Genomic DNA, 21,120 nt, shown 5'->3' with positions numbered 1-21,120 from the left:
GCTAAAATCACAATTTTGTTATTTCCAAAAATGATGGTTAGTGATGAGGACTAGCGTGATCAGACTGAGGATTAGCATGATCAACAGGGTAATCTGCCAGGAGTAGGCAAAGTTGGCTAACGGCAGCTTGACGTTTTCACCGTAAAATCCAGAGACAATTGTCGGAATGGTCAGGACGACGGAAATAATCGTCAGTAGTTTCATTGTTTGGTTCAGGTTGCTATCGAGGACCTTGCTGTAGGCGTTAGACACCCGCTCGGAAACGTCGGACGTCATCTGGGCCATCTCTAGCCCCTGCTGGGCTTCGATAATCACGTCGTCGAGGTCATTTTGCTGTTTTTGCGACAGGTTCTTCAGGCGGCGTTTCATTTCTTGGAGTAACGAAACGTTACCCTTCAGCGAGGTCAGGATGTAGACCAGTCCGGTTTCGATTTCCATGAACTCGGTAATAGCTTTCCGCTCGGTGTGACTTTCCAGGTTTTCCTGGATTTGCTGGCGTTGCTGGTCGGCCCGGCGAATTGGACCAAAGTAGGCCGTCGACAGGCGGTAGAGCACCGGTAATACCAGGTCGATTCGGTCGTTGATGGGCCCCCGTTCTTTGAGGGTGTTGAGCTGCTCGACCATCATCCCGTTGACAAAGTTGGTTTGCGCGTTAGTAAAGGTGATGATATTGTTGGCGGTTAGCATGAACCCGACCGGGGCGGTTTGGGCTGATGAAACGGTATGTGTTGGTACGTAGACGTCAAAGATCAGCAAAATAATCCCGGCATTGGGGTCGACTTCCACCCGTGCCTTTTCGTAGGGGTCAATGGCGTAACCCAGCAGTTCTGTCGTGACCTCGTATTTGTTAACCAGGTCTTCACGTTCGTTGGGCAGCGGCTCGAAGACGCTGATCCACTGGCTGCGGTGGTTGATTTTTTCGGCACTGAGCATGGCGGCCCCATCCTTTCTTTATTCTCACTCACTATTGAACTATTTAATTGCCGAAAAGTAAAGTGACTTCATGGTCGCTAACCGATTGGAATAAGGTATAATGACTGCCAGAAAGAAGGGGATGGAGATGAAGCGCTGGGAAATCGTTAACCAGCTGGCAGCTAGTCAGCAGCCACGACCGCTGCACGAGTTGTTAGCAAAACAGTGGTTGCTGCCACGGCGGTTTGTGCACTACCTCCGCACCAGGCGTAACGTGCTGGTCAATGGTCAGTACCGACCGGTTAATACCGTGGTGGGCCCGGGTGACCAGGTGACGCTCCGTTTTATTGGTGATGAATTTCGGACTGGCCAGTCGTCCTACATTCCCGCGACTCATCCTCAGCTGACGGTCCTCTTCGAAACCCGGGACTTGCTGGTGGTCAATAAACCAGCGGGGCAGAAGTGCCATCCTAATTATCACGGAGAGACCGGGACAGTGATGAACGATGCGGCTGGTTATTTAGCGGGATCAGGTAGTGAGGCCTTTATGGTCCACCGGATTGACCAGCAGACGAGCGGGGCCTTGATTATCGCCAAGAACCCGGTGGTCGTCCCCATCCTTGACCGGTTGATTAGTGCTAATCGGATTCACCGGACCTATTTGGCACTGGCGGAGGGACGGGTTTCACCGGCAAACGGCAGCTGGCGGTGGTCGATTGGCCGGGACCGGGATGATAAACGGAAACGCCAGGTTGGTGGCGTGGGGGCCCAGTCGGCCTGGACTGATTACCAGACGTTAGCAGCAAATGAGCAGGCGACGTTACTCAAATTAAGCCTGCATACTGGTCGCACCCACCAGCTGCGGGTCCACCTGGCCTATGACAGGCACCCGATTATCGGTGATCCGCTGTACAACCCGCGCTATGGTCAACCGCCGTTGCTCCTTCATGGTGCCTGGCTGCGACTAGTGATACCTTTTTCGCAGGAAGAAGAAATTGTTCAAGCGCCAATCGCTAACTATTTTCAACAAAGTTTGCTAAAATACCACATAGGAAAAGTTTAGGAAAACCAAAAATGAAGGAAGGGCATTGATTGTCACTTTTAGTTAAGCTTTACGGGCCGTTTTTCAGTTTAGAAAACTGGCAAAATGTTATTACGTCGGGGCAGGACTGGTTAATTATTTTCTCGCTGGTCATGATCGAATGTCTCTTGTCAGTCGACAATGCGATTGTCTTAGCCGCCCAGACGCGGGTTCTCCCGTCCTTAAAGGAACAGGAAGAATCACTGTTTTACGGCTTGTGGGGTGCCTATATTTTCCGTTTCCTGATTATCGGGGTCGGAACGTTTTTAATCCATTTCTGGGAAATTAAGGTCATCGGTGCAGCCTACTTGCTGTACCTGGTTTACCGTTTCTTTCGCTTTAAGTTTGTGGGCAAGCAGCCGCTGCGCAAGTCTCATCAAAAAAAGACTAAGCTGACGGGACGCCGACTATTCTGGTTTGTCGTCATACAAATCGAGTTTATGGATATCATCTTTTCCGTTGACTCGGTCTTAGCCTCGCTAGCCATCTCAAGTAACCCGGTGATCGTCCTGATCGGGGGGATGATCGGGATCTTGTGTATGCGGGGAATTGCCGAGATCATTATGAAACTGATGCGGAAGGTCCCCGAGTTGGAGCCAATGGCCTATGTGCTGATTGCAGTCATTGCCGTCAAGCTGTTTTTGACGATTCCGGCCATCGATATTGAAATTCCGGCGAACTGGTTTGGGATTTTTATCCTGGCAGTCTTTGCCGTTACCTTTATCATTCACGTTGTTCGGAAGAAGGTTAAGCCGACAACCAAGGAGGAGACTAATAGTGGCAACGATCGCCAATAATGATAACTTTCAGCAAGCTGTTGCGGGGCCACTGACGGTGGTTGACTTTTGGGCGCCGTGGTGTGGGCCGTGCAAGATGATGGCGCCGACGATGGCCAAGTTAGAGGAAAAATATGGCGACCAGATTAAGTTCGTCAAGTACAATATTGACCACCAGACGGAAATTCCCCAGCGGTATAAGGTGTTTAGCATTCCTTCACTGGTCGTTTTCCGGGACGGTGTCGGTAAAGAAAAAGTGACGGGTGTTTACCCGTTTGAAAAACTCGACCACTACCTGCAACGGCAGCTGGCCCGGTAATTAGTTCGCGTGCGGCAGAATGCAGCGCGCGTTTTTTATTAGCTGTGGCTTGCAATCGATTTCAAAACATGTTATGTTAAACTAGAATTAGTACGTAAAACGATTTACAAAGCTTTGCAGTGGACTTAAAGGAGGAATTTTTAATGAGTAACAAGATTGCGGTTCTCGGCAGTATTAACGTTGACACAACTTACCACGTTGGACGTTTCCCACAACCGGGCGAAACGATCTCTGCGATCAGCAAGAGTTCTGCACCTGGTGGTAAGGGCGCTAACCAGGCGGTTGCCGCAGCTCGTTCCGGAGCTAAGACCTATTTTATCGGGAAAGTTGGGGACGACAACGAAGGGAAGTTCATGCTGGAAGCATTAAAGGAGGAACACGTCGACACCGACTGCATCGTGGTCGACAAGGTTCACGGGACGGGGACGGCGCTGGTCACCCTTGATGTCAATGGTCAAAACCACATCATGGTTTACGGTGGTGCCAACCAAGCCCTGCTCAAGGAAGATCTGAAGGAAACTGGGGATGTCCTGGACTCCGTTGACTTCTTAATTAGCCAGTTTGAAACGCCACAAGACGTGACGGCAGCAGCTTTCAAAGAAGCGAAGAAACACGGGGTGATTACTTTCTTGAACCCGGCACCGGCCCACGAGATTGATCCGGAAGTACTCAAGTACACGGACATCATCGCCCCCAACGAAACCGAAAGTGCCATCCTGACCGGGATTAAGCTGGATGGTGAAGATTCGATGCTGAAGACGGCGGAATACTTTGCTGACAAGGGCGTGGACAACCTGTTGATTACCCTTGGCTCACGCGGGGTCTTCTACTCCACACCGAATGGGCATGGCCTAGTTCCGGCCTTCAAGGTTAAGGCAGTTGACACCACTGCTGCCGGTGATACCTTTGTCGGTGCCATGGCTTCTCAGCTCCACACTAACCTCGACAACATTGAAGAAGCCCTGGTTTACGGTCAACGGGCTTCTAGCTTAACCGTTCAGAAGATGGGGGCAATGCCATCCATCCCCTTTGGCGACCAGGTTGAAGAAGCATTGAACGAAAATTAATTACAAAGGTCCTGACTGCCGTTGTTGGTGGTCAGGATTTTTCAACAGCAAAAGGGCGTGTGGCGATAATCGTCACGCGCCCTTCTTTGATTAAAATGGATTAGTCTTCAGCAACCAGTTCGTATTCGTCAGTGGCGGCGTTGAAGTGGAATTCGCACCGGCGCTGGTCGGTTTCCACGTAAATCTTGTGGTAAACCGGCTTGAAGCCGTGCTTGGTCAATTCAACCGTCACTGGACCATTTTCGGCAACTTCAACGTAGTAGTCGTTGTATTCACCCTGCTGGTAGTTAAAGTCTAAGCCGTTGTCCTGGTAGTGGGTTGTTGAACCGCATTCGCCGAAGAGCCGGAAGGTCATTACCTTTTCTGGTTCGTCGCTAACGTGCATGACCTTGTTGCCCCACGGCAGGATTGTGTTCTTCTTGACGAAGAGCGGTAACTTGCTCAGTGGCGCGTCGACCATGATGTACTGCTGGCCAGCGTACTCAGCGTTGTTCCAAAAGTCAACCCAGTCACCAGCCGGCAGGTAAACGAGCCGCTTAGTAGCACCCTGGTTGACAATTGGGGCAACGAGAATGTTAGTGCCAACCATGTATTCATCGTTGAGGTTGCGGGTCTGCTCATCGTCCGGGTAGTTCAGAACCAGCGGCCGCATTACCGGCAGGCCAGACTGCGTTTCGTGGCGGAACTGGTCGTAAAGGTACGGGATGAAGCGGTAACGCAGGTTCAGATACTTCCGGTAGAGGTCCAGCGTCTGCTTGTCAAAGGCCCATGGCTCTTGGTAACGTGACCCTAAAATGGAGTGGTTCCGGAAGAGTGGCACAAAGAGGGAAGCTTCAATCCACCGGGTCAGCAATTCTGGCGTGGTGTCTTCCTGGAACCCACCAATGTCGGTGCCGGCAAAGGCAAAACCGCTCATTCCCAGACCATTCAGTTGCGGAATGGCCAATTGCAGGTGTGACCAAACGGCGGTGTTGTCACCAGTCCAAACGGTCGAGTACTTCTGCGTGCCGGCGTATGCGGCCCGGGTAATGATGTATGGCCGCTTGCCAGTGGCGTTCTTCATTCCTTCATAGGCTGCCTGGGCCTGCAGGTGGCCGAAGACATTGTGCATCTTGGCGTGGGTGCTGATGTTCGTCCCGTCATGGAAGACGATGTCGTCCGGCAATTGACCTTTAGCACGGAAGTTGGCTGGTTCGTCCATGTCGTTCCAGACACCGCAGGTTCCCATGTCGGCAAAGAACTTGACGTGCTTAGCCCACCACTTGCGGACGTCCTCGTTCCCGAAGTCAGGGAAGACGGAGTCGCCTGGCCAAACGGAACCGACGTAGACACTGCCGTCAGGGTTGGTAACAAAGTAGCCCTTTTCCATCCCTTCCTTGTAGATGTCGTATTGGTCGTCAACCTTGACCCCGGCATCGAGGATTGGCATCAAGCGGATACCGCGTTTCTTCATCTTGGCAACGAAGGCTTTCGGGTCCTTGTACTTAGTGGTGTCCCAGGTGAAGTCGCGGTAGCCGTACATGTAGTCAATGTCCAGGTGGATGACGTCGATTGGCAGGTTGTGTTCGGCAAAGCCGTCAGCAATGCTCTCGACCCGCTTGTCGCTTGTACTGTAGCCCCACCGTGACTGTTGGTAACCCAGCATCCACTTTTGCGGTAGTGGCGTGGCCCCGGTCAGGTAGGTGTAGTTAGCAACCACGTCCTTGAGGGTGTGACCGCCGATGATGTAGTAGTCAACATTGCCGCCAACCGCGGAGTAGAAGTAGTAGTTGTCACTTTCCTTGCCCAGGTCAAAGTGACTCTTGTAAGTGTCGTCGAAAAAGAGGCCGTAAGGGTGGCCGTTCTTCAGACCGTACATCACCGGAATGGACTTGTAGAGGTGGGTTTCGGTTTCGTTGTGGAGGACGGGGACGTCACTGTTCCAGTTATCGTACTCGTAGCCGCGCTTGTTCAGGAAACCAGTCTTACCACCCAGACCATAGAAAACTTCGTCGGGGCTGAGTGACTTAATGATTTCAAAGTTAACGTTGTCCGGGTTGGCCTTAGCGTGCACGGCGTGACCTTCTGACATCACCGTCTTGCGGTGTTCGTCGTCCATGTCGGTTGGCAGTGGCTTGCGCTGACCGCGGTAGTCCATGACCAGCGGGTTGCCATCGCCATCGTAGACGTCAATCTTGGCGTCATCGTAGGCCTTAATAAGCAGCGCACTCGTCGTGATTTCAATGTGATCGCCCTTGTCACTGACGGTGTACTTAGTTGTCCGTTTCTTGTCGCCCTCAACCGCATAGGAGTTGGTTGGACAGCCGTGGTCCTGAAATACTTCGACGATTTCGCTAGTCAAAATCTTTAATACCAGGTCCTTGCCCTCTGCGAAGTTCAAGGTGACTTGCTGGTCATTATCCTGGTAGCCGGTTAGCTGATTACTCATGGTGAGAAACTTCCTTTCGGTAAACATGAAGTTACGTAATCTTGTTACACCATTTACTGTACCACTTTCCGTAAACGTTTACAATAGCGACTCACATAGGCTGTAAACGCTTGCCTAAAGGGCGAAAAAACGTATAATAAAGGGGTACGTAACCAGTTTGATGGGGGAAGGAGTGTGAAGAATGAAGGCAACAATTAAGGACGTAGCGAAGGCGGCAAACGTTTCGACGGCGACCGTTTCCCGCGTTCTCGCTAACAAGAAGGGAACTTACCGCGAAAAAACGGCCAGGGCGGTCCGACAGGCAGCAGAGCGATTAGGCTACCGGCGGAACATTTCGGCCGCCCAGCTGGCAGCCCAGGAGACCACCACCATTGCCGTGATTATCAATGACACCAAAACTAATTTTTGGCAGGAAGTACTAGACGGCATTCAAGACGCCATGGATGATTACCAGCGTGATTCAATAATTCTGTACGCGGGTAATAACGATCCAGCTAAGCTGACGGCAGCAATCAACGCCGCCTTGGCCCGTCAGGTGGCTGGCATCCTGCTGGTGGCAGCCAAGGTCAATGATGAGCAGCTGACACTGCTTGATCAGTGCGGGTTGCCGTACCGCTTTGTTTCAATTTACGGGGAAGAAAATCAGCCGGGGCGGTTTACCAGTTCTAACAACATTGAAATTGGCCAACTGGCAACCCGTTACCTCGTCGACCATGGTCACCAGCGGATTGGCTTGGTGGGTATCGACAAGTCAACCACCGGCCAGCAGCGTCTGCTGGGCTACCAGAAGGTGATGTCGGCTGCCAACCTGGTAGTCGAACCCGACTGGGTCCAATACGGCGACTATAGTTTTCTGAATGGGCAGCAACTCTTTCCGGCAATTCGCCGCCTCCAATTAACGGCGGTGATTACCGCCAGTGATATGACGGCAGCGGGGATTATTAAGGCCGCTCGCCAGGCGGGAATGAACTTGCCAACGGACCTGTCGGTGATCAGCATTGACGGGACTTTTGTCTGCGACATTACTGCTCCCCAGCTAACCAGCGTTTCCCAGAATTTCCGGCTAATGGGTCAACAAAGTGTGGCGGACTTACTGAACAATGCCGCCAGCTCCTTCGTTCCAGTGAAGATTGTTGAACGAGAAAGTGTCGTTTCGCGGTAATTCGCAGCAATTAGTGACGTATTGTGGTAACCTATGAACGAATGTTGACAAAGATAAAGGAGCTGTCATCAAATGCGTTTCATTAAGAGACTGCTGGCTTTCGCGATTGCCGTAGTTACGACCTGTTGTTTCACAACGGCAGTTAATGCCAAGCCAGTTCACGTCGACTACCTTAAACCATCGGAAAATAAGCCCTACCCGAATGTTCAACAGTACCCGCAAATGTGGGTTCATGTTGATATTAAGCGGCAACGAGTTTACCTCATGAGCCACCAGAACAAGAAGCTGTATACCATGTATTGTTCCACCGGGAAGCACAACGCCACGCCGACGGGAACTTATCACATTGAAGATATCCGCGGTGAACACTTCTATTCTTCCGCGGAAAAGTGTGGTGGTAATTACTATGTTGCCTGGAAGGGGAATGATTACCTGTTTCATTCTACGCCAGTTGATGCCCATAACCACTACATTAAAAAAGAGGCCAGCTACCTTGGCAGGAAGCCAGCCTCACATGGGTGTGTGCGCTTAACGGTCCCGGATGCTAAGTGGTTTTACCAAAATATCCCCACTGGCACTACGGTTGTGATTACGAAATAAGCTCTTCAGACTAAACTCCCAGGAAAAGGTTGCGGCCTCTTTCCTGGGAGCTTTCTTATTTTCTGAGGAGGTTGTGAGTTTGAAGGTAGTGGCGGGCAACCTTCGCGGCGCTCTTTTTCTTAACGACAACCTGGTAGTTCATCTCCTGCATTTCCCGGGTGGTAATCTTCCCCACTAACTTGTTTAACGCTCGGACCACCGCTGGGTTCTTCTTGGCAAAGGACTCCTTCATCAGCGGTGCGCCCTGGTAAGGCGGGAAGAAGTGCTGATCATCTTTGAGCATCACTAGGTTGTACTGGGGAATCTGCGGATCAGTGGTGTAACCGTCGACCACGTTGACCTTGCCACTGGCAATCGCCTTGTAACGCATTGCTGGTTCCAGGGTTTTAATGCTGCCAAAGTCGTAGTGGTAAGGCCCCTTTAACCCCGGGTAGCCGTCGTGGAGCTGGTAGAAGTCACGGTCAAAACCGGCTTTGACCTGGTTATTATAGGCGGCTAGCTGACTCATTGTTGTTAATTGGTGTTCCCGGGCAAATTGCGGACTAACCGCCAGTGCGTAACCGTTTTGGTAGGCCATCGGTTTGAGGTAGCGCATTTGGTAGCGACGGGCCAACTGGCGCTTGGCTAGCTGGTAAGTTTGCTGCGGGTTGTTGCCGGTCTTATTTTTTGTTTTGATAATTTGCTGGTTGACGGTTCCGGTGAATTCAGGGTAGATATCAACTTGGTTACTCTGCAGGGCCTTAAAAAGGAAGTTGGTTCCGCCAAAGTTAGGCTTGAGAATGACCGTCGCCCGTGGGTCTTCCTGTTCAATCAGGTCCTTGTACATATGGATGAGGATGTCGGGTTCGCTACCCATCTTACCAGCAATAACAATTTTGGTTGGTGTAGGGCGGAATGTCTGGACGATTTTGGTGCCACCAAATCCCGCTAGCAGGACCAAGATCACCACTAGTCCAGCTTTCAACCGTTTGCTATTCTTACTGATGAACTTTAGCAACCAGCTGAAAAAGAAGGCCAAAAGGGCTGAGAGCAGCGCACCAATGACGACGTAGGTGTTGTTATTGGACTGGATCCCGGTCAGGATAAAGGTCCCCAAACCACCGCCGCCGATGAGGGCCGCCAGCGTGGCGGTGCCGATAATCATCACCAGCGAGATCCGGATGCCAGAGAGGATCATCGGCATTGCCAACGGCAGTTCTAACCGTTGCAGCTTCTTCCACTTGGTGAGCCCAAAGGCGGTGGCCGCTTCTTCAAGGTTTGGTGCGATGTCGGTCAATCCGGCATAGGTGTTTTGAAAGATTGGCATGATGGCGTAGAGGACTAGGGCAATAATTGCCGGCACCGTCCCGATCCCCACTAGCGGGATCAACAAGCCGAGGATGGCTAAGCTGGGGATCGTTTGGATGATCCCGGCAGCCTGGAGGACGGCCTCAGCGGTTTTGCGGTGGTCCTTCAAGATAATTGCCAGGGGGATAGCAATGACCATCGCAATGAACAGCGAAATCAGCGAAATTGTAATGTGCTGCTGAGTCGCCTTGAGAATCGCTCCCGATTGGCTGTGGAGGGTGTTCAGAATGGAATTAAGCACGTTCTTCCTCCCTTCGGATCAAGTAGTCCCAGACAGCTTGGCGGTCAACCAAGTAGGCTTGGTGGTTACAGCGGACAACGAACTGACGGTCATCATTGTCGCGGCAAAAAGCGAGGAGGTCCTCGACTTTTTGGCATGTGACGACTTTTTGGACGGGTGGTTCCCCCGTCATTGCTTGTCCTAGACCATCTGCCAGGAGGTCAGACAAGCTAAAGTGAAACCCGTGACCATGGAAAAACTGCCGGACAAAATTGGTGGCCGGATGGTTGATGATTGCTTGCGGGGTGCCCACTTGTTGGAGGACACCATCTTTTAACACCGCAATTTTACTACCTAAGCGTAATGCTTCGTGCATGTCGTGAGTAACAAACATGATGGTCGTTTTCGTCTGCTGCTGTAACTTCAAAACAAGGTCCTGAAGTTGTTTGCGGACAACCGGATCGAGGGCACTAAATGGTTCGTCCATCAGGATTACTGATGGTTTCGCGGCTAGTGCCCGGATAATCCCAATCCGTTGTTGCTCACCGCCGGACAACTCATCAGGCATCCTAGTAGCATAAGTTATGGGATCAAGATCAACGGCTCTCAGTAGTTCACGGGCTCGCTGATGACGCTTTTCCTTATTAATTCCCTGCTGTTCTAGTTGAATAGCAATGTTGTCTTGGATATTCAAGTTGGGAAAGAGACTGCTGTCCTGGAGAACGTATCCGGTCGCCAGCCGCAATTTCTGCAGATCATAGTCCTTAATCTTTTTTCCTTGATAATAAACGTTGCCGTCAGTCGGGACGGTGAGGCGATTAAACATTTTGAGGAGGGTGGTCTTCCCGCTGCCGCTGGGGCCAACGAGCACAAAGAGTCCTCCCTGATTAACCGTGAATGAGACATCTTTGATAACGGATTGATCGGTGTATGTCTTCGCCACGTGATCGTATCGAATCATTGTTACCTCCTTGGTGTAACTTCGAAAGTTACGATAAGAGTACATCATAGCCTAATCCAAGTCAATATAAAAGCATAGTTGAAACTTGATAAGTTACAATCAGCGGAGTATATTGTTAGTTAGCAAGATAAAGTCAAGGGAGGTTGACTGATTGAAAATTTCCACGCGATATAGTGATGCGATCCATATTCTCGCCTACTTGAACATCTATCACCAGACGAAACTCTCTAGTGAAAATATTGCGGCTAGTGTGATGACATCGCCAGTGGTCGTTCGTCGAATTATGGCTGCCCTCCAGAAAGCAGGGATTATCACAACAGTGCAGGGTTCTCCTAAGCCGGGTTTAGCTAAGGATCCAGATGAAATTAACTTATTAGATGTTTACTATGCCGTCGAGGGTGATAGGCAATTATTTGCCGTCGATGAAAAGACAAACCCTCAGTGTATTGTCGGTGGCAACATTCAAAAAGTCCTTGGCAATTATTATCAAGAGGTTCAAAATGCCGCCTTGGGGCGCTTAGCACGGATTACGTTGGGTGATGTAATTGACGACATTTTAGTTGCACAGAAAAAGAAGGAGGCAGAGTAATGAGATACTTGTTGACTGGTGCTAGTGGCCACCTAGGACAACGGGTGGTTCAGCAATTGGCATTCTTAGTCAGTGGCGGTCAACTACGGGTTGGCGTCCACAACATGAAAAAGGCAGGATTATTTGATAGCAATCAGGTTGAGGTGGCGCACCTTGACTACTTTGACCAGGAGTCAATTGATCACAGCTTTGCTGACGTTGACGTCCTTATTTACATTCCTAGTATCACGTATAACCTGGTTCGGCGAATTCAAGAATTTGAAAATGTCTTGGCGGGTGCAAAACGCAACCACGTCGACAGCTTCATTTTTGTCAGTTTCTTTGCTGACCAGGTTAATAATCCCTTCCAAATGTCCCCGTTTTACGCCTACGTACCGCGACGATTAGCCGGTAGTGGTTTGAACTATGCTTATGTCCGTAATTCACTGTATGCCGACCCGTTGATTCCGTACCTGCCGGAATTAATCGAGCGCGGGCACTTAATTTACCCAGTTGGTGACCAGACAATGAGCTTTATCAGTCGGGATGACAGTGCCAGGGCGATTGCTAGTTTAGCGACTCAGCCGACGATGCGCGATCATGGTCAAAGTTACCTGCTTTCAATGGTAAGAAATTACAACATGGTGGAGCTAGGAAAACTAATGTCGAAAGTTACCGGTAGGCATATCGGCTATCAACCAGTGACAGTCGAAGAATTTGGGAAGCTTTACCATGATGATGGTGGGGCCGAACTGGCTTCCATGTACGCTGCCGGCGGCATGGGTCTTTTAGCTGAAACGAGTGATGACTACCACCGATTGACGGGGGAAGAACCGGTGGGAATAGAAGAATATCTCCGTGCTCATTATCACGCTTAAACAAACGTAGAGAAAAAGGGCTGGAACCATTAGCGGTTCCAGCCCTTTGTGAGTTCTTAGAAATGATTATTTAACCTCGTGCGCAGCGACCCCTTCGTGGATCTGGTGAACTGCAACTGCACCGATCAACATGGAAATGCCGGCGATCAGCATCATTGTTGGTTGGTTCTTGCCAGTCATCGGGAAGATGACGAAACTGAGCAGTGAAGCGACAATTTGCGGCAGGCAAATCCCGATGTTGAACAGTCCCATGTAGGCCCCTTCGTTTTCACCATTCAGTGAAGACGTCAGCAGGGTGAACGGGATAGTGTGGATAGTGAAGTAAGAAATCCCGAAGAGGATAAAGGCGAGGATGGTGAGCATCTGGTTGTGAGCCAGTGAAACCAAGATCAGGCCGACACCACCAAGGGTTAAGCCCAGTGCATACCACTGTTTCCGCGCGTTGGACTTGGACTTGGAGTAAAGGAATCCCCAACAAATACCGGCCACACTAAGGATGGCAGTTAAGACCCCGTACCAGTTACCAGCGGCCTGGAAACCAGCGCTCGTGGGGTTAGTAGTGTGCCAAACATTCTTGGCCAGCGTCCCAGTGGAGTAGGTCCAGACGTACATGACACCGACCCAGCTGAAGAACTGAACGAGACAAATTTCGTAGAAGGCCTTTGGCGCGGTCTTCAACAGGTGCCACAGTGAGACTGACTTCTTGTTGGCGGCCGGGTCAATGCCGTGGTACTTAGCGTACGTTGCGGGATCGTATTCCTTAACGTTGAAGACGGTCCACATACTAGTTAAGAACAAAACAGCAGCGGCAACGATGTAGGCCCAGATAACGGTATTAGGAACAACACCCTTCTTGGCGGTGTTGTGCATCCCAAAGGCCGTGAAGATAAACGGCATCAGTGAGGCTAAAATACCACCAGTGTTGAAGAAGATTTGTTGCCATGACCAGGCAAAGTTCTTCTGCTTGTTGTTGACCATGTCACCGACGATCATCCGGAAGGGCTGCATACAGATGTTGTTGAACAGGTCCATGAAGCAAACGGCAAAGGCAGCAAAGACCATTGCGGCCATGGAACCGTAACCGAAGCCCAGCGAACCGGAGAACGGCAGCATTAACAGAACGAGGGCCGCAATCGGCGCCCCGAACAGCAGGTATGGCATTCGCCGACCAAAGCGGTTCCAGGTGCGGTCGGAGTACTTCCCAATTAGTGGCTGAACAATCATCCCCATTAACGGGGGGAAGATGAAGAAGAAGCCGAGGGTGTTGGGGTTAGCACCGATGGACTGAAAGATTCGACTCATTTGGGAACTCTGTAGCGAGAACCCCATGTTAATTCCCAAGAAACCAAAGGTAATGGCAAAGATCACCCGCTTGGACAGATCCGGCAACCCGGCGTCCAGGTCAACACGTTTTGTCTGGTGAGACTCAACATGAGGCTTTTGCTGTCCCTGATGTGACATATCCATATTTACACTCCCTCAAATAATTGCAGCTTTCTCGTTGACCAGCGAAGAGAGCTTGCTGACCAAAAAAGATCACAAAGAACGTCACTTACAGTAAACGTTTACATTTAATACACTTCAAATATTAGCACCTTTTGTTAATTTTTCAAGTATTTTTTGTAAACGTTTACGATGCTAAACCGTCGTTCATTATTTCACAATAATTGTTTTAGTTACGGACTATCTTCACTATTTGCAGGTGGAGAACTCTTGTGAAACAATCCGCAAGTCCTTGAACAACGGAAGAAAGCGGTGAAATGGTATACTTAATAACATAAGAGGTGTTTGGAATGGATAAACAAACAGTAACATTGAGTAACGGCGTGAAAATGCCGAAAGTTGGGTTGGGTGTTTGGAAGTCAACTAACGACGAAGCTCGGCAAATGGTTGAAGATGCCCTGAGTAATGGCTATCGCTTGATTGATACGGCCAAGCAGTATGGTAACGAAGCCGGCGTCGGTGAGGGACTTACCCGGGGGCTGAAGAAGAACGGTCTCAAGCGTCAGGATGTCTTTTTAACTACTAAAATTTTTAATGGCGACCAGGGTGACTACAACCGCGTCCGGATGGCCTTTAACGAACAACTGGAACGGTTGCAAACGGACTATGTTGACCTCCTTTTACTGCACTGGCCAGTCTACAACAAGTACAACGAAAGCTGGCGGGCCCTGCAGGCAATTTACGAGGAAGGACAGGCACGGGCAATTGGTGTCTGCAACTTCAACGTGGAACACATGACCAACTTGATGGACCACGCGATCACCACTCCGATGGTCAACCAGCTAGAATTTAACCCGAAGATCCACCAGCCGGAGACAGTGGCCTTTTGCCAGAACCACCAGATTCAGCTAGAAGCCTGGTCGCCGCTGGGTAACGGGAAGTTACTGGACAACCCCGTCATTAAACAAATTGCCGAGAAGCACAACAAGACGGTTGCCCAGGTAGAGCTCCGCTGGGAACTTCAGCAGGGGTTGGTGGTCATCCCGAAGACCACTCACGTTGCCCGGATGAAGGAAAATATGGATGTCTTTGACTTCGAACTGGATGCCGATGAAATGGAAGCCATCGCGGAGCTGGATGAAGAAAAGCACGCGATTTGGTACGACAAGTTTAAGTGGTCTGGTAACCAAGATGGTGTCGATGACTACATCGCCACCCCGGGTAACTACTAATCACTCATTTGAAACAAGAAAACAGCCCCGCATTGTTGCGGAGCTGTTTTTTGCGTCCTTGCTAATCAGCCCAAACCTTTTTGGCAACGTTGAACGCTGACCAGGCGTTGGGCCAGCCAACATAGAAGGCGAGCTGGGTAATTATTTCGGCGATTTCGTCCTTGGTAATGCCGTTCTTCTTGGCGGTTGCCATGTGGTACGGCAGCTGCTCGAAGGCGCCCTTGGTAATCAGGGCAGTAACGGTCAGAAAACTGCGGTCCCGCGGACTGAGTTCTTTTTCCCGTGACCATACTTGACCGAAAAGGACATCATCGTTTAACTCCGCGAACTTGGGTGCAAAATCACCCAATTGATCGCGACCGGCAGTTTGTTTCTTTACCATCGTGCTTCCTCCTTATCCTTATTCCGGCAGTTGTTCATACTCTGCGTCGCTGACCTCTTCACACCACTCGCTAGTCCCCTTGGTAATGGCGATGTGGGAGAACCAGGAGTCCTTGCTGGCACCATGCCAGTGTTTGACTCCTTCGTGAATGACCACCACATCACCGGGGTGGAGCTTTTGTGCTGGCTTGCCTTCTTCCTGGTACCAACCTTCGCCGGCGGTCACTAACAGGATCTGGAAGCCATCGTGGTGGATGTGCCAGTTGTTGCGGCACCCAGGCTCAAAGCTAACGTTAGAAATGTTGACGTCGATATTGTCGTCGGGACTGACCAGTCCATTAAGGTAGCTGGTACCAAGGAAGTACTTGGCGTAGGCGATATTTTGCTCACCAAAGCCGAAGATGTCGTTCTTAACTGCTGTTTCGTTTTTTGCCATTGTTCGTTCCTCCCTGAATTCTTTTGTTATCATTATTGTCGATTACCCGGGGATAAATGTAAAATACCTTCTTTTAGGTCACTGCTATGCAAAAAATGAATAGGTGCTCTCCCTTGCCCTCCGGAAGGAAAACCATATAATTAACTAAGCGGAGGAGATTGCTATGAACGAACGCTATAAAAGTGTCTTTGACATTATCGGACCGATCATGATTGGCCCGTCTAGTTCCCATACTGCCGGAACCGTCCAAATTGGTCGGATGGCCCGGGCAGTTTTTGGGGGAACGCCGGCAGAACTGACGGTTCATTATTACGAATCATTTGCCCATACCCATGCGGGGCACGGGACCGACTACGCAATCGTGGCGGGCGTGATGGGTATGGCCACTGATGACCGACGGGTACCAATGGCAACCCGGATGGCGCGAACCAGCGGGATGAAGGTCTCCTTTATTGAAGAAAATATTCCCAGCCCCGTTGGGCACCCGAACACGGCCCGTCTTCTCTTGTCCAACCAGGACCACAGCCTGAACGTTGAGGTGACCGGGTGTTCGATCGGCGGGGGGACAATTGAAATTCGCCACCTGCGCTTCAACGATGTTGAATTTGACCTGCCGGGGCAACTGCCGGTGATTATTTTTCGGGATACCCGGCGGAATAGCCGCCTCCATACCAGTCTCATGCGGCTAATTGATAAGCTAGCGCCATTTACTAGCCAGCAGACTGCCCGGGGGCAGCGGGCGACTGTCTATGCCTTTACGTTGAAAAACCGGCTAACACCGAAAGTGATGGAGCGCTTGAAACTAGTGGTTCCTGACCTGATTTTTATGCAACCGGAGGACTAAGAAATGTACCAGTCAATCAAGGAATTAATTGACACAGCCACTGCCACTAACAAACCAGTGTCGGAGTTGATGATTGAGCAAGAAATTGCTACTTCCGGGGCCAGCCGGGACGTCATTTGGCAGAAGATGGAGCGTAATCTCCGGGTAATGGAAGACGCTGTTGCCCGTGGAAAGAGTGGTGAAGGGGTGCATTCACCGACGGGATTAACGGGCGGTGAGGCCGTTAAGATCCAGCGCTACGCGGAAAACCATCAGCCATTAAGTGGCAAGGCGATGATGGGCGCGGTGGCAGACGCAATTGCGACTAATGAAGTCAACGCTGCGATGGGGATTATCTGTGCCACACCAACTGCTGGTTCCTCAGGGACGATGCCGGGGGTCCTGATGATGCTCGACCACCGCTTAAAGTTGACCCACGAGCAAAAGGTGCGGTTTCTTTTTGCCGGGGGTGCTTACGGATTGATTATTGCCAACAACGCCTGTATTGCCGGCGCTAGTGGTGGTTGCCAGGCTGAAGTAGGGAGTGCTTCGGGGATGGCTGCTGCGGCTGCCGTCGAAATTGCTGGCGGGACCCCCGTTCAATCCGGGCACGCCCTGGCAATTGCCCTCGCCAACTTACTGGGACTAGTGTGCGACCCGGTTGCCGGACTTGTTGAAGTACCGTGTGTCAAACGCAACGCGATCGGTGCCGGTAATGCGCTGATCTCCGCTGACATGGCACTGGCGGGGTGTACCAGCAAGATCCCGGTCGATGAAGTAGTAGCGGCGATGAACCGGGTTGGTCGCTCGATGCCGGCGTCACTGCGGGAGACCGGCCTGGGTGGCATTGCTGGAACCCCAACGGGGCAGCGTCTGCGGCGAAAGTTATTTCATGAAGAATAAGTCACAGTGAATTATAAAAAAGATGGCAACAACATTATTTCTCAAGGAAAAAGTGAGACGAAATGTGATGCTTGTCATGACATGATGTCGGTATTCTACCGGTGTCATGCTTTTTTATTTAGGGATAATTTATTCTGTCTTACGTTGGTATTCATAGTAGCTGAGGATGTTGCTGGGTACCAAAAAGACCCGCAATGATTAGAAAAATCTTTCTAACCATTGCAGGTTATTTCACTTGAAGATAGGTGTTCGTCATTTAGTTCTTTCCAACAACTTTTTGAATTTCATCAATAAAGGCATTTTCTAGTCTTGTTGTTTGGCGGTCTTTTCGCCAGACTAAGATCGAGCGAATGGGTTGGAGGTACTGGAGCCGGCGAAAATGAATGCTCCCTTCCCGGTAGTCTGGCTTATCGAAGGTCAAGGCTAAGCCGATTCCTGCATTGACCATTGCTCGCATATTGTAGTGCATGTCGTAGGTGCCAACAAGATGATAGTCATCAACGTATTCGTCAAGATAGGACACTAGCTGTGAGCTGGAATCTAGTTGCCGGGGGATGATCAGGTTTTGACCACGAAGGTCAGCGGCGTTGACTTCAGTATGGTCGTCTAGTGGATGACCGGCAGGGAAGGCGACACCCCAGTGATCTTCGATTGGTAACGTAATTTTATTATATTCACTAGAACTGTCATTAGTTGAAATGACACCGAAGTCAAGGCTACCACGATCAATACCCTCAATAATCTGGTCACCGTCGAGACTGCGGTAATTAATTTGAACACCGTTACCAGTATCAATTAATTTTCTGAAACTAGGTAGCAAGAATTGATTTGCTTGGTTCTCACCGGCACCAATATTTAGTTCACCAGCGAGTGTTTTTCCTTGGACCAAATACTTTTCTGTATTATTAGACAGCTCGAGAATTTCTTGTGCGCGGTGATATAAGAAATAACCATCTTCGGTCAAAAAGATCCGTCGTGGCCCACGAATAAACAACTGCGTCCCCAACTCTTCTTCGAGATCTTTGATTTGCCGCGACAATGTTGATTGTGAGATGTGCAAGTGGTTAGCCGCCCTGGTAATCCCGTGCTGGTTAACAATTTCAACAAAGTAATTTAATACACGTAATTCCATCAGATTCACTTCCAGACGTTACAAAGTGGCAACTATTCTAACCATTACTTTTAGTCATGATAAGACATCTTATATAACTATTTTACATCCAATGGTGCCCTCGTTACAATTAAAACTGTTGAAAGAAGTAAAAAAGTTTTGAAGGACGAAAGGTGATTAATTATGGCTGATTTATCAAACAAGGTTGTTGTCATTATGGGGGCTTCATCTGGGATTGGGGCTGCGACTGCTCGCCGTTTAGCTAAGGACGGTGCAAAGTTAGTAATTGCTGCTCGACGGGGTGACCGCTTAAAGGAAATTGCGAGTGAGTTTGCTGACGGTCAAGTGATCCCAGTGCAAGCTGATGTTACTAACTTCAAAGAGGTGAAGGCAGCGATGGCAACTGCGGTCAATAAGTTTGGCCGGATTGACGTACTCTACAATAATGCCGGGATCATGCCATTATCGAATTTAAGTGAAGGGCACCGTGATGAATGGCAGAACATGGTTAACATTAATATCATGGGTCCATTGAACGGGATTGCTGCTGCCTTGCCGATTATGAAAAAACAAGGGCAGGGTCACATTATCACTACTGATTCTGTTGCTGGTCACGTCGTGGCCCCTGGAATGGCGGTTTACTCCGGCACAAAGTATGCAACGCGGATTATTATGGATGGTTTACGGATGGAAGAAGCGCCAAACCATATTAAGACCACGATTATCACTCCCGGTGCAACACAAAGTGAGTTAACTAGTCACATTAGTGACCCGACAACACGCAAGGCCAACACTGATTACTGGGACCAAGTAGACGGGTTAAGCGCCGACCAAATTGCCCAAGCCGTTGAATTTGTCATTGCAGCGAAGGATAACATGTCCGTTTCGGAAATGATCGTTCGACCAACATTGCAAACAATGTAATTCTTAATAGGAAAGTGTTGCACAATGACTAAATAGCAAGTGGTTTCATCAAAGGCCCGTCTTATACTGAATACGGAAAATTAGTAGTAAAGGAACTCTTTCAGAATAGTTTGTAATTGACGAGGAGGGTAAACGAATGGCTGATACATTAATCATTTATTATTCCAGTACTGGTTATAATAAAAAAGTTGCTCAATTAGTTGCCGATAAGATAGACGCTGATGTATTTCAAGTAGAGCCTGTCAAACCTTACAGTAAAGATATGTGGGCGGCATGGGATGTCGCCAAGAAGGAGCGTGACGAAGATAGTCTGCCTGAGCTTAAAACGGGATACCCAGAGATGAGTCAATACCAACGGATTATTTTCGGTGGCCCTGCTTGGGGGTATACCCTTGCTAACCCGCTGCAGACTTTCTTAAAGAATGCCGATTTTGCTGGGAAGCCGGTCTATCCCTGGGTGACCTTTTATGACCATGATGAAAAGTACTTAGCAGACCTTAAAGAACAGCTCCATAATGGGCAAGTTCACGACTTACTTGAACTCACTATGGGGATTTTGGGCAATGATCAGACCCTTAACAAAACACTCGATGATTGGTTAACACAGATTCAGTGATGGCAAGAGAAGTGCTGGGGAGATTCTCCTTGGCACTTTTTCTGGATGATAAAATAAAAAGAAGAGGTAAAGAAGGTGAACGTAAGTGAAAAAGTCACGTTTAGAAGCATTTACAGATGCCATCATTGCCATTATTATCACAATTATGGTCTTAGAAATTAAAGCACCGGACGGCGGCAGCTTTAGCAGCTTATTGACGGAATGGCACACAGTTTTTGCCTATGCGGTAACATTCTTTTTGATTTGCACCACCTGGTACAACCATCACTATTTAATTAATAACGCTAGTTGGATCTCAAAGCGGTCTTTTTGGCTAAACTGTTTGTGGCTATTTATGATGTCATTTTTCCCAGTGGCAACAAACTGGGTCGGAAATTTTCCCACTGCCACGGCACCAGAATATTTTTATATTCTTGTCTATGCTTGCTGGGGAATGACTTTTTACTTTTTAACTATGAGTTTGGTGAAGGATAATCCTCATAATGCCCAGAAAATCAAAAAAATGTTAAAGGGATCTTTTGGGGTGGTAGAACTATTGATTATTGTGATTGCTTTTGTCGCGGTCAACTTTTTGCCGCTAGCCGGCTTGTTATTAACGCTGTTTGATGGCATTATCTGGTCGATTCGCACACCAAAGGGTTCGGATCGTTTTAAGGGGTAAGGTGCTTTCAGGATGGCGGAGTTCTTTTCAGATCGTATAAACAAGGAGTACCCTCACAGATATCTGCGCCTGCTCGGAGTAAATAACCAACTGACCTTTTTGCACTTCGATTAATAGTTTTGATGGTACCTAAACAAGCACGTTTCGAATCCCCACCAAAAAAAGAAATATTTTCATGACTAAACAACAAATACGGGGCTGTGACATAAGCCCTTTATAATGAGTGAACCGTTCGGAATGCTCAAAATTCCGAACGGTTCTTCTTTTTTAG

The 21,120-nt window shown here is 49.4% G+C and carries 22 protein-coding genes; 14 read left to right on the top strand and 8 right to left on the bottom strand.

What is annotated here, in order from left to right; all coding sequences use genetic code 11:
* Nucleotides 1–18: 18 nt before the first annotated feature.
* Nucleotides 19–933, bottom strand: a complete 915-nt coding sequence (locus Q0E49_RS02785; protein WP_295746433.1) for a magnesium transporter CorA family protein — start codon at nt 931–933, stop codon at nt 19–21.
* A 127-nt stretch (nt 934–1,060) separates the two neighbouring features.
* On the opposite strand from Q0E49_RS02785, the gene Q0E49_RS02780 reads away from it, so the two are divergent.
* The 4 genes from Q0E49_RS02780 (at nt 1,061) to rbsK (ending at nt 4,155) form a co-directional block, all read left to right on the top strand.
* Nucleotides 1,061–1,975, top strand: coding sequence for an RluA family pseudouridine synthase (locus Q0E49_RS02780; RefSeq protein ID WP_295746451.1), 915 nt, complete (start codon nt 1,061–1,063; stop codon nt 1,973–1,975).
* A 29-nt stretch (nt 1,976–2,004) separates the two neighbouring features.
* Entirely contained in the window at nt 2,005–2,790 is a 786-nt protein-coding gene (locus Q0E49_RS02775) for a TerC family protein (RefSeq protein ID WP_295746432.1), read from the top strand.
* On the top strand, nt 2,771–3,088 hold the full coding sequence (trxA, locus tag Q0E49_RS02770) for a thioredoxin (RefSeq protein WP_295746431.1): 318 nt from the start codon (nt 2,771–2,773) through the stop codon (nt 3,086–3,088). Before Q0E49_RS02775 ends, trxA begins: the two co-directional genes overlap by 20 nt.
* 143 nt (nt 3,089–3,231) lie before the next feature.
* Entirely contained in the window at nt 3,232–4,155 is a 924-nt protein-coding gene (rbsK, locus tag Q0E49_RS02765; protein WP_295746430.1) for a ribokinase, read from the top strand.
* A 100-nt stretch (nt 4,156–4,255) separates the two neighbouring features.
* On the opposite strand, the gene Q0E49_RS02760 is transcribed toward rbsK, so the two are convergent.
* A complete protein-coding gene (locus tag Q0E49_RS02760) occupies nt 4,256–6,583 on the bottom strand; it encodes a glycoside hydrolase family 31 protein (protein WP_295746429.1) in 2,328 nt (775 codons plus the stop codon).
* Between the two features lie 181 nt (nt 6,584–6,764).
* Here Q0E49_RS02760 and Q0E49_RS02755 point away from each other — a divergent pair, with 181 nt between their 5' ends.
* A complete protein-coding gene (locus tag Q0E49_RS02755) occupies nt 6,765–7,745 on the top strand; it encodes a LacI family DNA-binding transcriptional regulator (RefSeq protein WP_295746428.1) in 981 nt (326 codons plus the stop codon).
* A 72-nt stretch (nt 7,746–7,817) separates the two neighbouring features.
* Nucleotides 7,818–8,345, top strand: coding sequence for a L,D-transpeptidase (locus Q0E49_RS02750; RefSeq protein WP_295746427.1), 528 nt, complete (start codon nt 7,818–7,820; stop codon nt 8,343–8,345).
* A 55-nt stretch (nt 8,346–8,400) separates the two neighbouring features.
* On the opposite strand, the gene Q0E49_RS02745 is transcribed toward Q0E49_RS02750, so the two are convergent.
* Together Q0E49_RS02745 and Q0E49_RS02740 are read right to left on the bottom strand one after the other, a co-directional pair.
* Nucleotides 8,401–9,921, bottom strand: coding sequence for an ABC transporter permease/substrate-binding protein (locus tag Q0E49_RS02745; RefSeq protein WP_295746450.1), 1,521 nt, complete (start codon nt 9,919–9,921; stop codon nt 8,401–8,403).
* A 4-nt stretch (nt 9,922–9,925) separates the two neighbouring features.
* Nucleotides 9,926–10,873 (bottom strand): ABC transporter ATP-binding protein, encoded by a 948-nt coding sequence (locus Q0E49_RS02740; RefSeq protein ID WP_295746426.1) that lies wholly within the window; start codon nt 10,871–10,873, stop codon nt 9,926–9,928.
* A gap of 151 nt (nt 10,874–11,024) precedes the next feature.
* On the opposite strand from Q0E49_RS02740, the gene Q0E49_RS02735 reads away from it, so the two are divergent.
* Both Q0E49_RS02735 and Q0E49_RS02730 read left to right on the top strand, forming a co-directional pair.
* A complete protein-coding gene (locus Q0E49_RS02735) occupies nt 11,025–11,462 on the top strand; it encodes an Rrf2 family transcriptional regulator (protein ID WP_295746425.1) in 438 nt (145 codons plus the stop codon).
* Entirely contained in the window at nt 11,462–12,319 is an 858-nt protein-coding gene (locus Q0E49_RS02730; protein ID WP_295746424.1) for an NAD(P)H-binding protein, read from the top strand. Before Q0E49_RS02735 ends, Q0E49_RS02730 begins: the two co-directional genes overlap by 1 nt.
* Nucleotides 12,320–12,385: 66 nt before the next feature.
* On the opposite strand, the gene Q0E49_RS02725 is transcribed toward Q0E49_RS02730, so the two are convergent.
* Nucleotides 12,386–13,780, bottom strand: coding sequence for an SLC45 family MFS transporter (locus Q0E49_RS02725; RefSeq protein WP_295746449.1), 1,395 nt, complete (start codon nt 13,778–13,780; stop codon nt 12,386–12,388).
* 332 nt (nt 13,781–14,112) lie between these two features.
* On the opposite strand from Q0E49_RS02725, the gene Q0E49_RS02720 reads away from it, so the two are divergent.
* On the top strand, nt 14,113–14,994 hold the full coding sequence (locus Q0E49_RS02720) for an aldo/keto reductase (protein WP_295746423.1): 882 nt from the start codon (nt 14,113–14,115) through the stop codon (nt 14,992–14,994).
* A gap of 61 nt (nt 14,995–15,055) precedes the next feature.
* Here Q0E49_RS02720 and Q0E49_RS02715 read toward each other — a convergent pair whose 3' ends face one another.
* Entirely contained in the window at nt 15,056–15,376 is a 321-nt protein-coding gene (locus tag Q0E49_RS02715; RefSeq protein ID WP_295746422.1) for a carboxymuconolactone decarboxylase family protein, read from the bottom strand.
* A gap of 18 nt (nt 15,377–15,394) precedes the next feature.
* Nucleotides 15,395–15,811 carry a cupin domain-containing protein gene (locus Q0E49_RS02710; RefSeq protein WP_295746421.1) on the bottom strand — a complete coding sequence of 139 codons (417 nt, stop codon included), beginning with the start codon at nt 15,809–15,811 and terminating at the stop codon, nt 15,395–15,397.
* Between the two features lie 163 nt (nt 15,812–15,974).
* Here Q0E49_RS02710 and Q0E49_RS02705 point away from each other — a divergent pair, with 163 nt between their 5' ends.
* Together Q0E49_RS02705 and sdaAA are read left to right on the top strand one after the other, a co-directional pair.
* Nucleotides 15,975–16,655 (top strand): serine dehydratase beta chain, encoded by a 681-nt coding sequence (locus Q0E49_RS02705; protein WP_295746420.1) that lies wholly within the window; start codon nt 15,975–15,977, stop codon nt 16,653–16,655.
* 3 nt (nt 16,656–16,658) lie between these two features.
* Complete coding sequence (gene sdaAA / locus Q0E49_RS02700; RefSeq protein ID WP_295746419.1) at nt 16,659–17,537, top strand: L-serine ammonia-lyase, iron-sulfur-dependent, subunit alpha; 879 nt, start codon at nt 16,659–16,661, stop codon at nt 17,535–17,537.
* A gap of 256 nt (nt 17,538–17,793) precedes the next feature.
* On the opposite strand, the gene Q0E49_RS02695 is transcribed toward sdaAA, so the two are convergent.
* Nucleotides 17,794–18,669, bottom strand: coding sequence for a LysR family transcriptional regulator (locus Q0E49_RS02695; RefSeq protein ID WP_295746418.1), 876 nt, complete (start codon nt 18,667–18,669; stop codon nt 17,794–17,796).
* Nucleotides 18,670–18,831: 162 nt separating this feature from the next.
* Here Q0E49_RS02695 and Q0E49_RS02690 point away from each other — a divergent pair, with 162 nt between their 5' ends.
* The 3 genes from Q0E49_RS02690 to Q0E49_RS02680 all read left to right on the top strand — a co-directional run bounded on the left by Q0E49_RS02690 (nt 18,832) and on the right by Q0E49_RS02680 (nt 20,849).
* Nucleotides 18,832–19,572 carry an SDR family oxidoreductase gene (locus Q0E49_RS02690; protein WP_295746417.1) on the top strand — a complete coding sequence of 247 codons (741 nt, stop codon included), beginning with the start codon at nt 18,832–18,834 and terminating at the stop codon, nt 19,570–19,572.
* Nucleotides 19,573–19,708: 136 nt separating this feature from the next.
* Nucleotides 19,709–20,188 carry a flavodoxin gene (locus Q0E49_RS02685; protein WP_295746416.1) on the top strand — a complete coding sequence of 160 codons (480 nt, stop codon included), beginning with the start codon at nt 19,709–19,711 and terminating at the stop codon, nt 20,186–20,188.
* An 85-nt stretch (nt 20,189–20,273) separates the two neighbouring features.
* On the top strand, nt 20,274–20,849 hold the full coding sequence (locus tag Q0E49_RS02680; RefSeq protein ID WP_295746415.1) for a TMEM175 family protein: 576 nt from the start codon (nt 20,274–20,276) through the stop codon (nt 20,847–20,849).
* Nucleotides 20,850–21,120: the final 271 nt, after the last annotated feature.

This window comes from uncultured Limosilactobacillus sp. (genome assembly GCF_934202235.1).
GTDB lineage: Bacteria > Bacillota > Bacilli > Lactobacillales > Lactobacillaceae > Limosilactobacillus.
Note: the sequence above shows the minus strand (reverse complement) of the source record. Positions and strands in the feature narration are given on the sequence as shown.

What these genes read in the sequence shown, in the direction of transcription:
- Q0E49_RS02785 (WP_295746433.1), bottom strand. Translation starts at nt 933, where the DNA reads ATGCTCAGTGCCGAAAAAATCAACCACCGCAGCCAGTGGATCAGCGTC.
- Q0E49_RS02780 (WP_295746451.1), top strand. Translation starts at nt 1,061, where the DNA reads ATGAAGCGCTGGGAAATCGTTAACCAGCTGGCAGCTAGTCAGCAGCCA.
- rbsK (WP_295746430.1), top strand. Translation starts at nt 3,232, where the DNA reads ATGAGTAACAAGATTGCGGTTCTCGGCAGTATTAACGTTGACACAACT.
- Q0E49_RS02760 (WP_295746429.1), bottom strand. Translation starts at nt 6,583, where the DNA reads ATGAGTAATCAGCTAACCGGCTACCAGGATAATGACCAGCAAGTCACC.
- Q0E49_RS02755 (WP_295746428.1), top strand. Translation starts at nt 6,765, where the DNA reads ATGAAGGCAACAATTAAGGACGTAGCGAAGGCGGCAAACGTTTCGACG.
- Q0E49_RS02750 (WP_295746427.1), top strand. Translation starts at nt 7,818, where the DNA reads ATGCGTTTCATTAAGAGACTGCTGGCTTTCGCGATTGCCGTAGTTACG.
- Q0E49_RS02740 (WP_295746426.1), bottom strand. Translation starts at nt 10,873, where the DNA reads ATGATTCGATACGATCACGTGGCGAAGACATACACCGATCAATCCGTT.
- Q0E49_RS02730 (WP_295746424.1), top strand. Translation starts at nt 11,462, where the DNA reads ATGAGATACTTGTTGACTGGTGCTAGTGGCCACCTAGGACAACGGGTG.
- Q0E49_RS02725 (WP_295746449.1), bottom strand. Translation starts at nt 13,780, where the DNA reads ATGTCACATCAGGGACAGCAAAAGCCTCATGTTGAGTCTCACCAGACA.
- Q0E49_RS02720 (WP_295746423.1), top strand. Translation starts at nt 14,113, where the DNA reads ATGGATAAACAAACAGTAACATTGAGTAACGGCGTGAAAATGCCGAAA.
- Q0E49_RS02715 (WP_295746422.1), bottom strand. Translation starts at nt 15,376, where the DNA reads ATGGTAAAGAAACAAACTGCCGGTCGCGATCAATTGGGTGATTTTGCA.
- Q0E49_RS02710 (WP_295746421.1), bottom strand. Translation starts at nt 15,811, where the DNA reads ATGGCAAAAAACGAAACAGCAGTTAAGAACGACATCTTCGGCTTTGGT.
- Q0E49_RS02705 (WP_295746420.1), top strand. Translation starts at nt 15,975, where the DNA reads ATGAACGAACGCTATAAAAGTGTCTTTGACATTATCGGACCGATCATG.
- sdaAA (WP_295746419.1), top strand. Translation starts at nt 16,659, where the DNA reads ATGTACCAGTCAATCAAGGAATTAATTGACACAGCCACTGCCACTAAC.
- Q0E49_RS02695 (WP_295746418.1), bottom strand. Translation starts at nt 18,669, where the DNA reads ATGGAATTACGTGTATTAAATTACTTTGTTGAAATTGTTAACCAGCAC.
- Q0E49_RS02690 (WP_295746417.1), top strand. Translation starts at nt 18,832, where the DNA reads ATGGCTGATTTATCAAACAAGGTTGTTGTCATTATGGGGGCTTCATCT.
- Q0E49_RS02685 (WP_295746416.1), top strand. Translation starts at nt 19,709, where the DNA reads ATGGCTGATACATTAATCATTTATTATTCCAGTACTGGTTATAATAAA.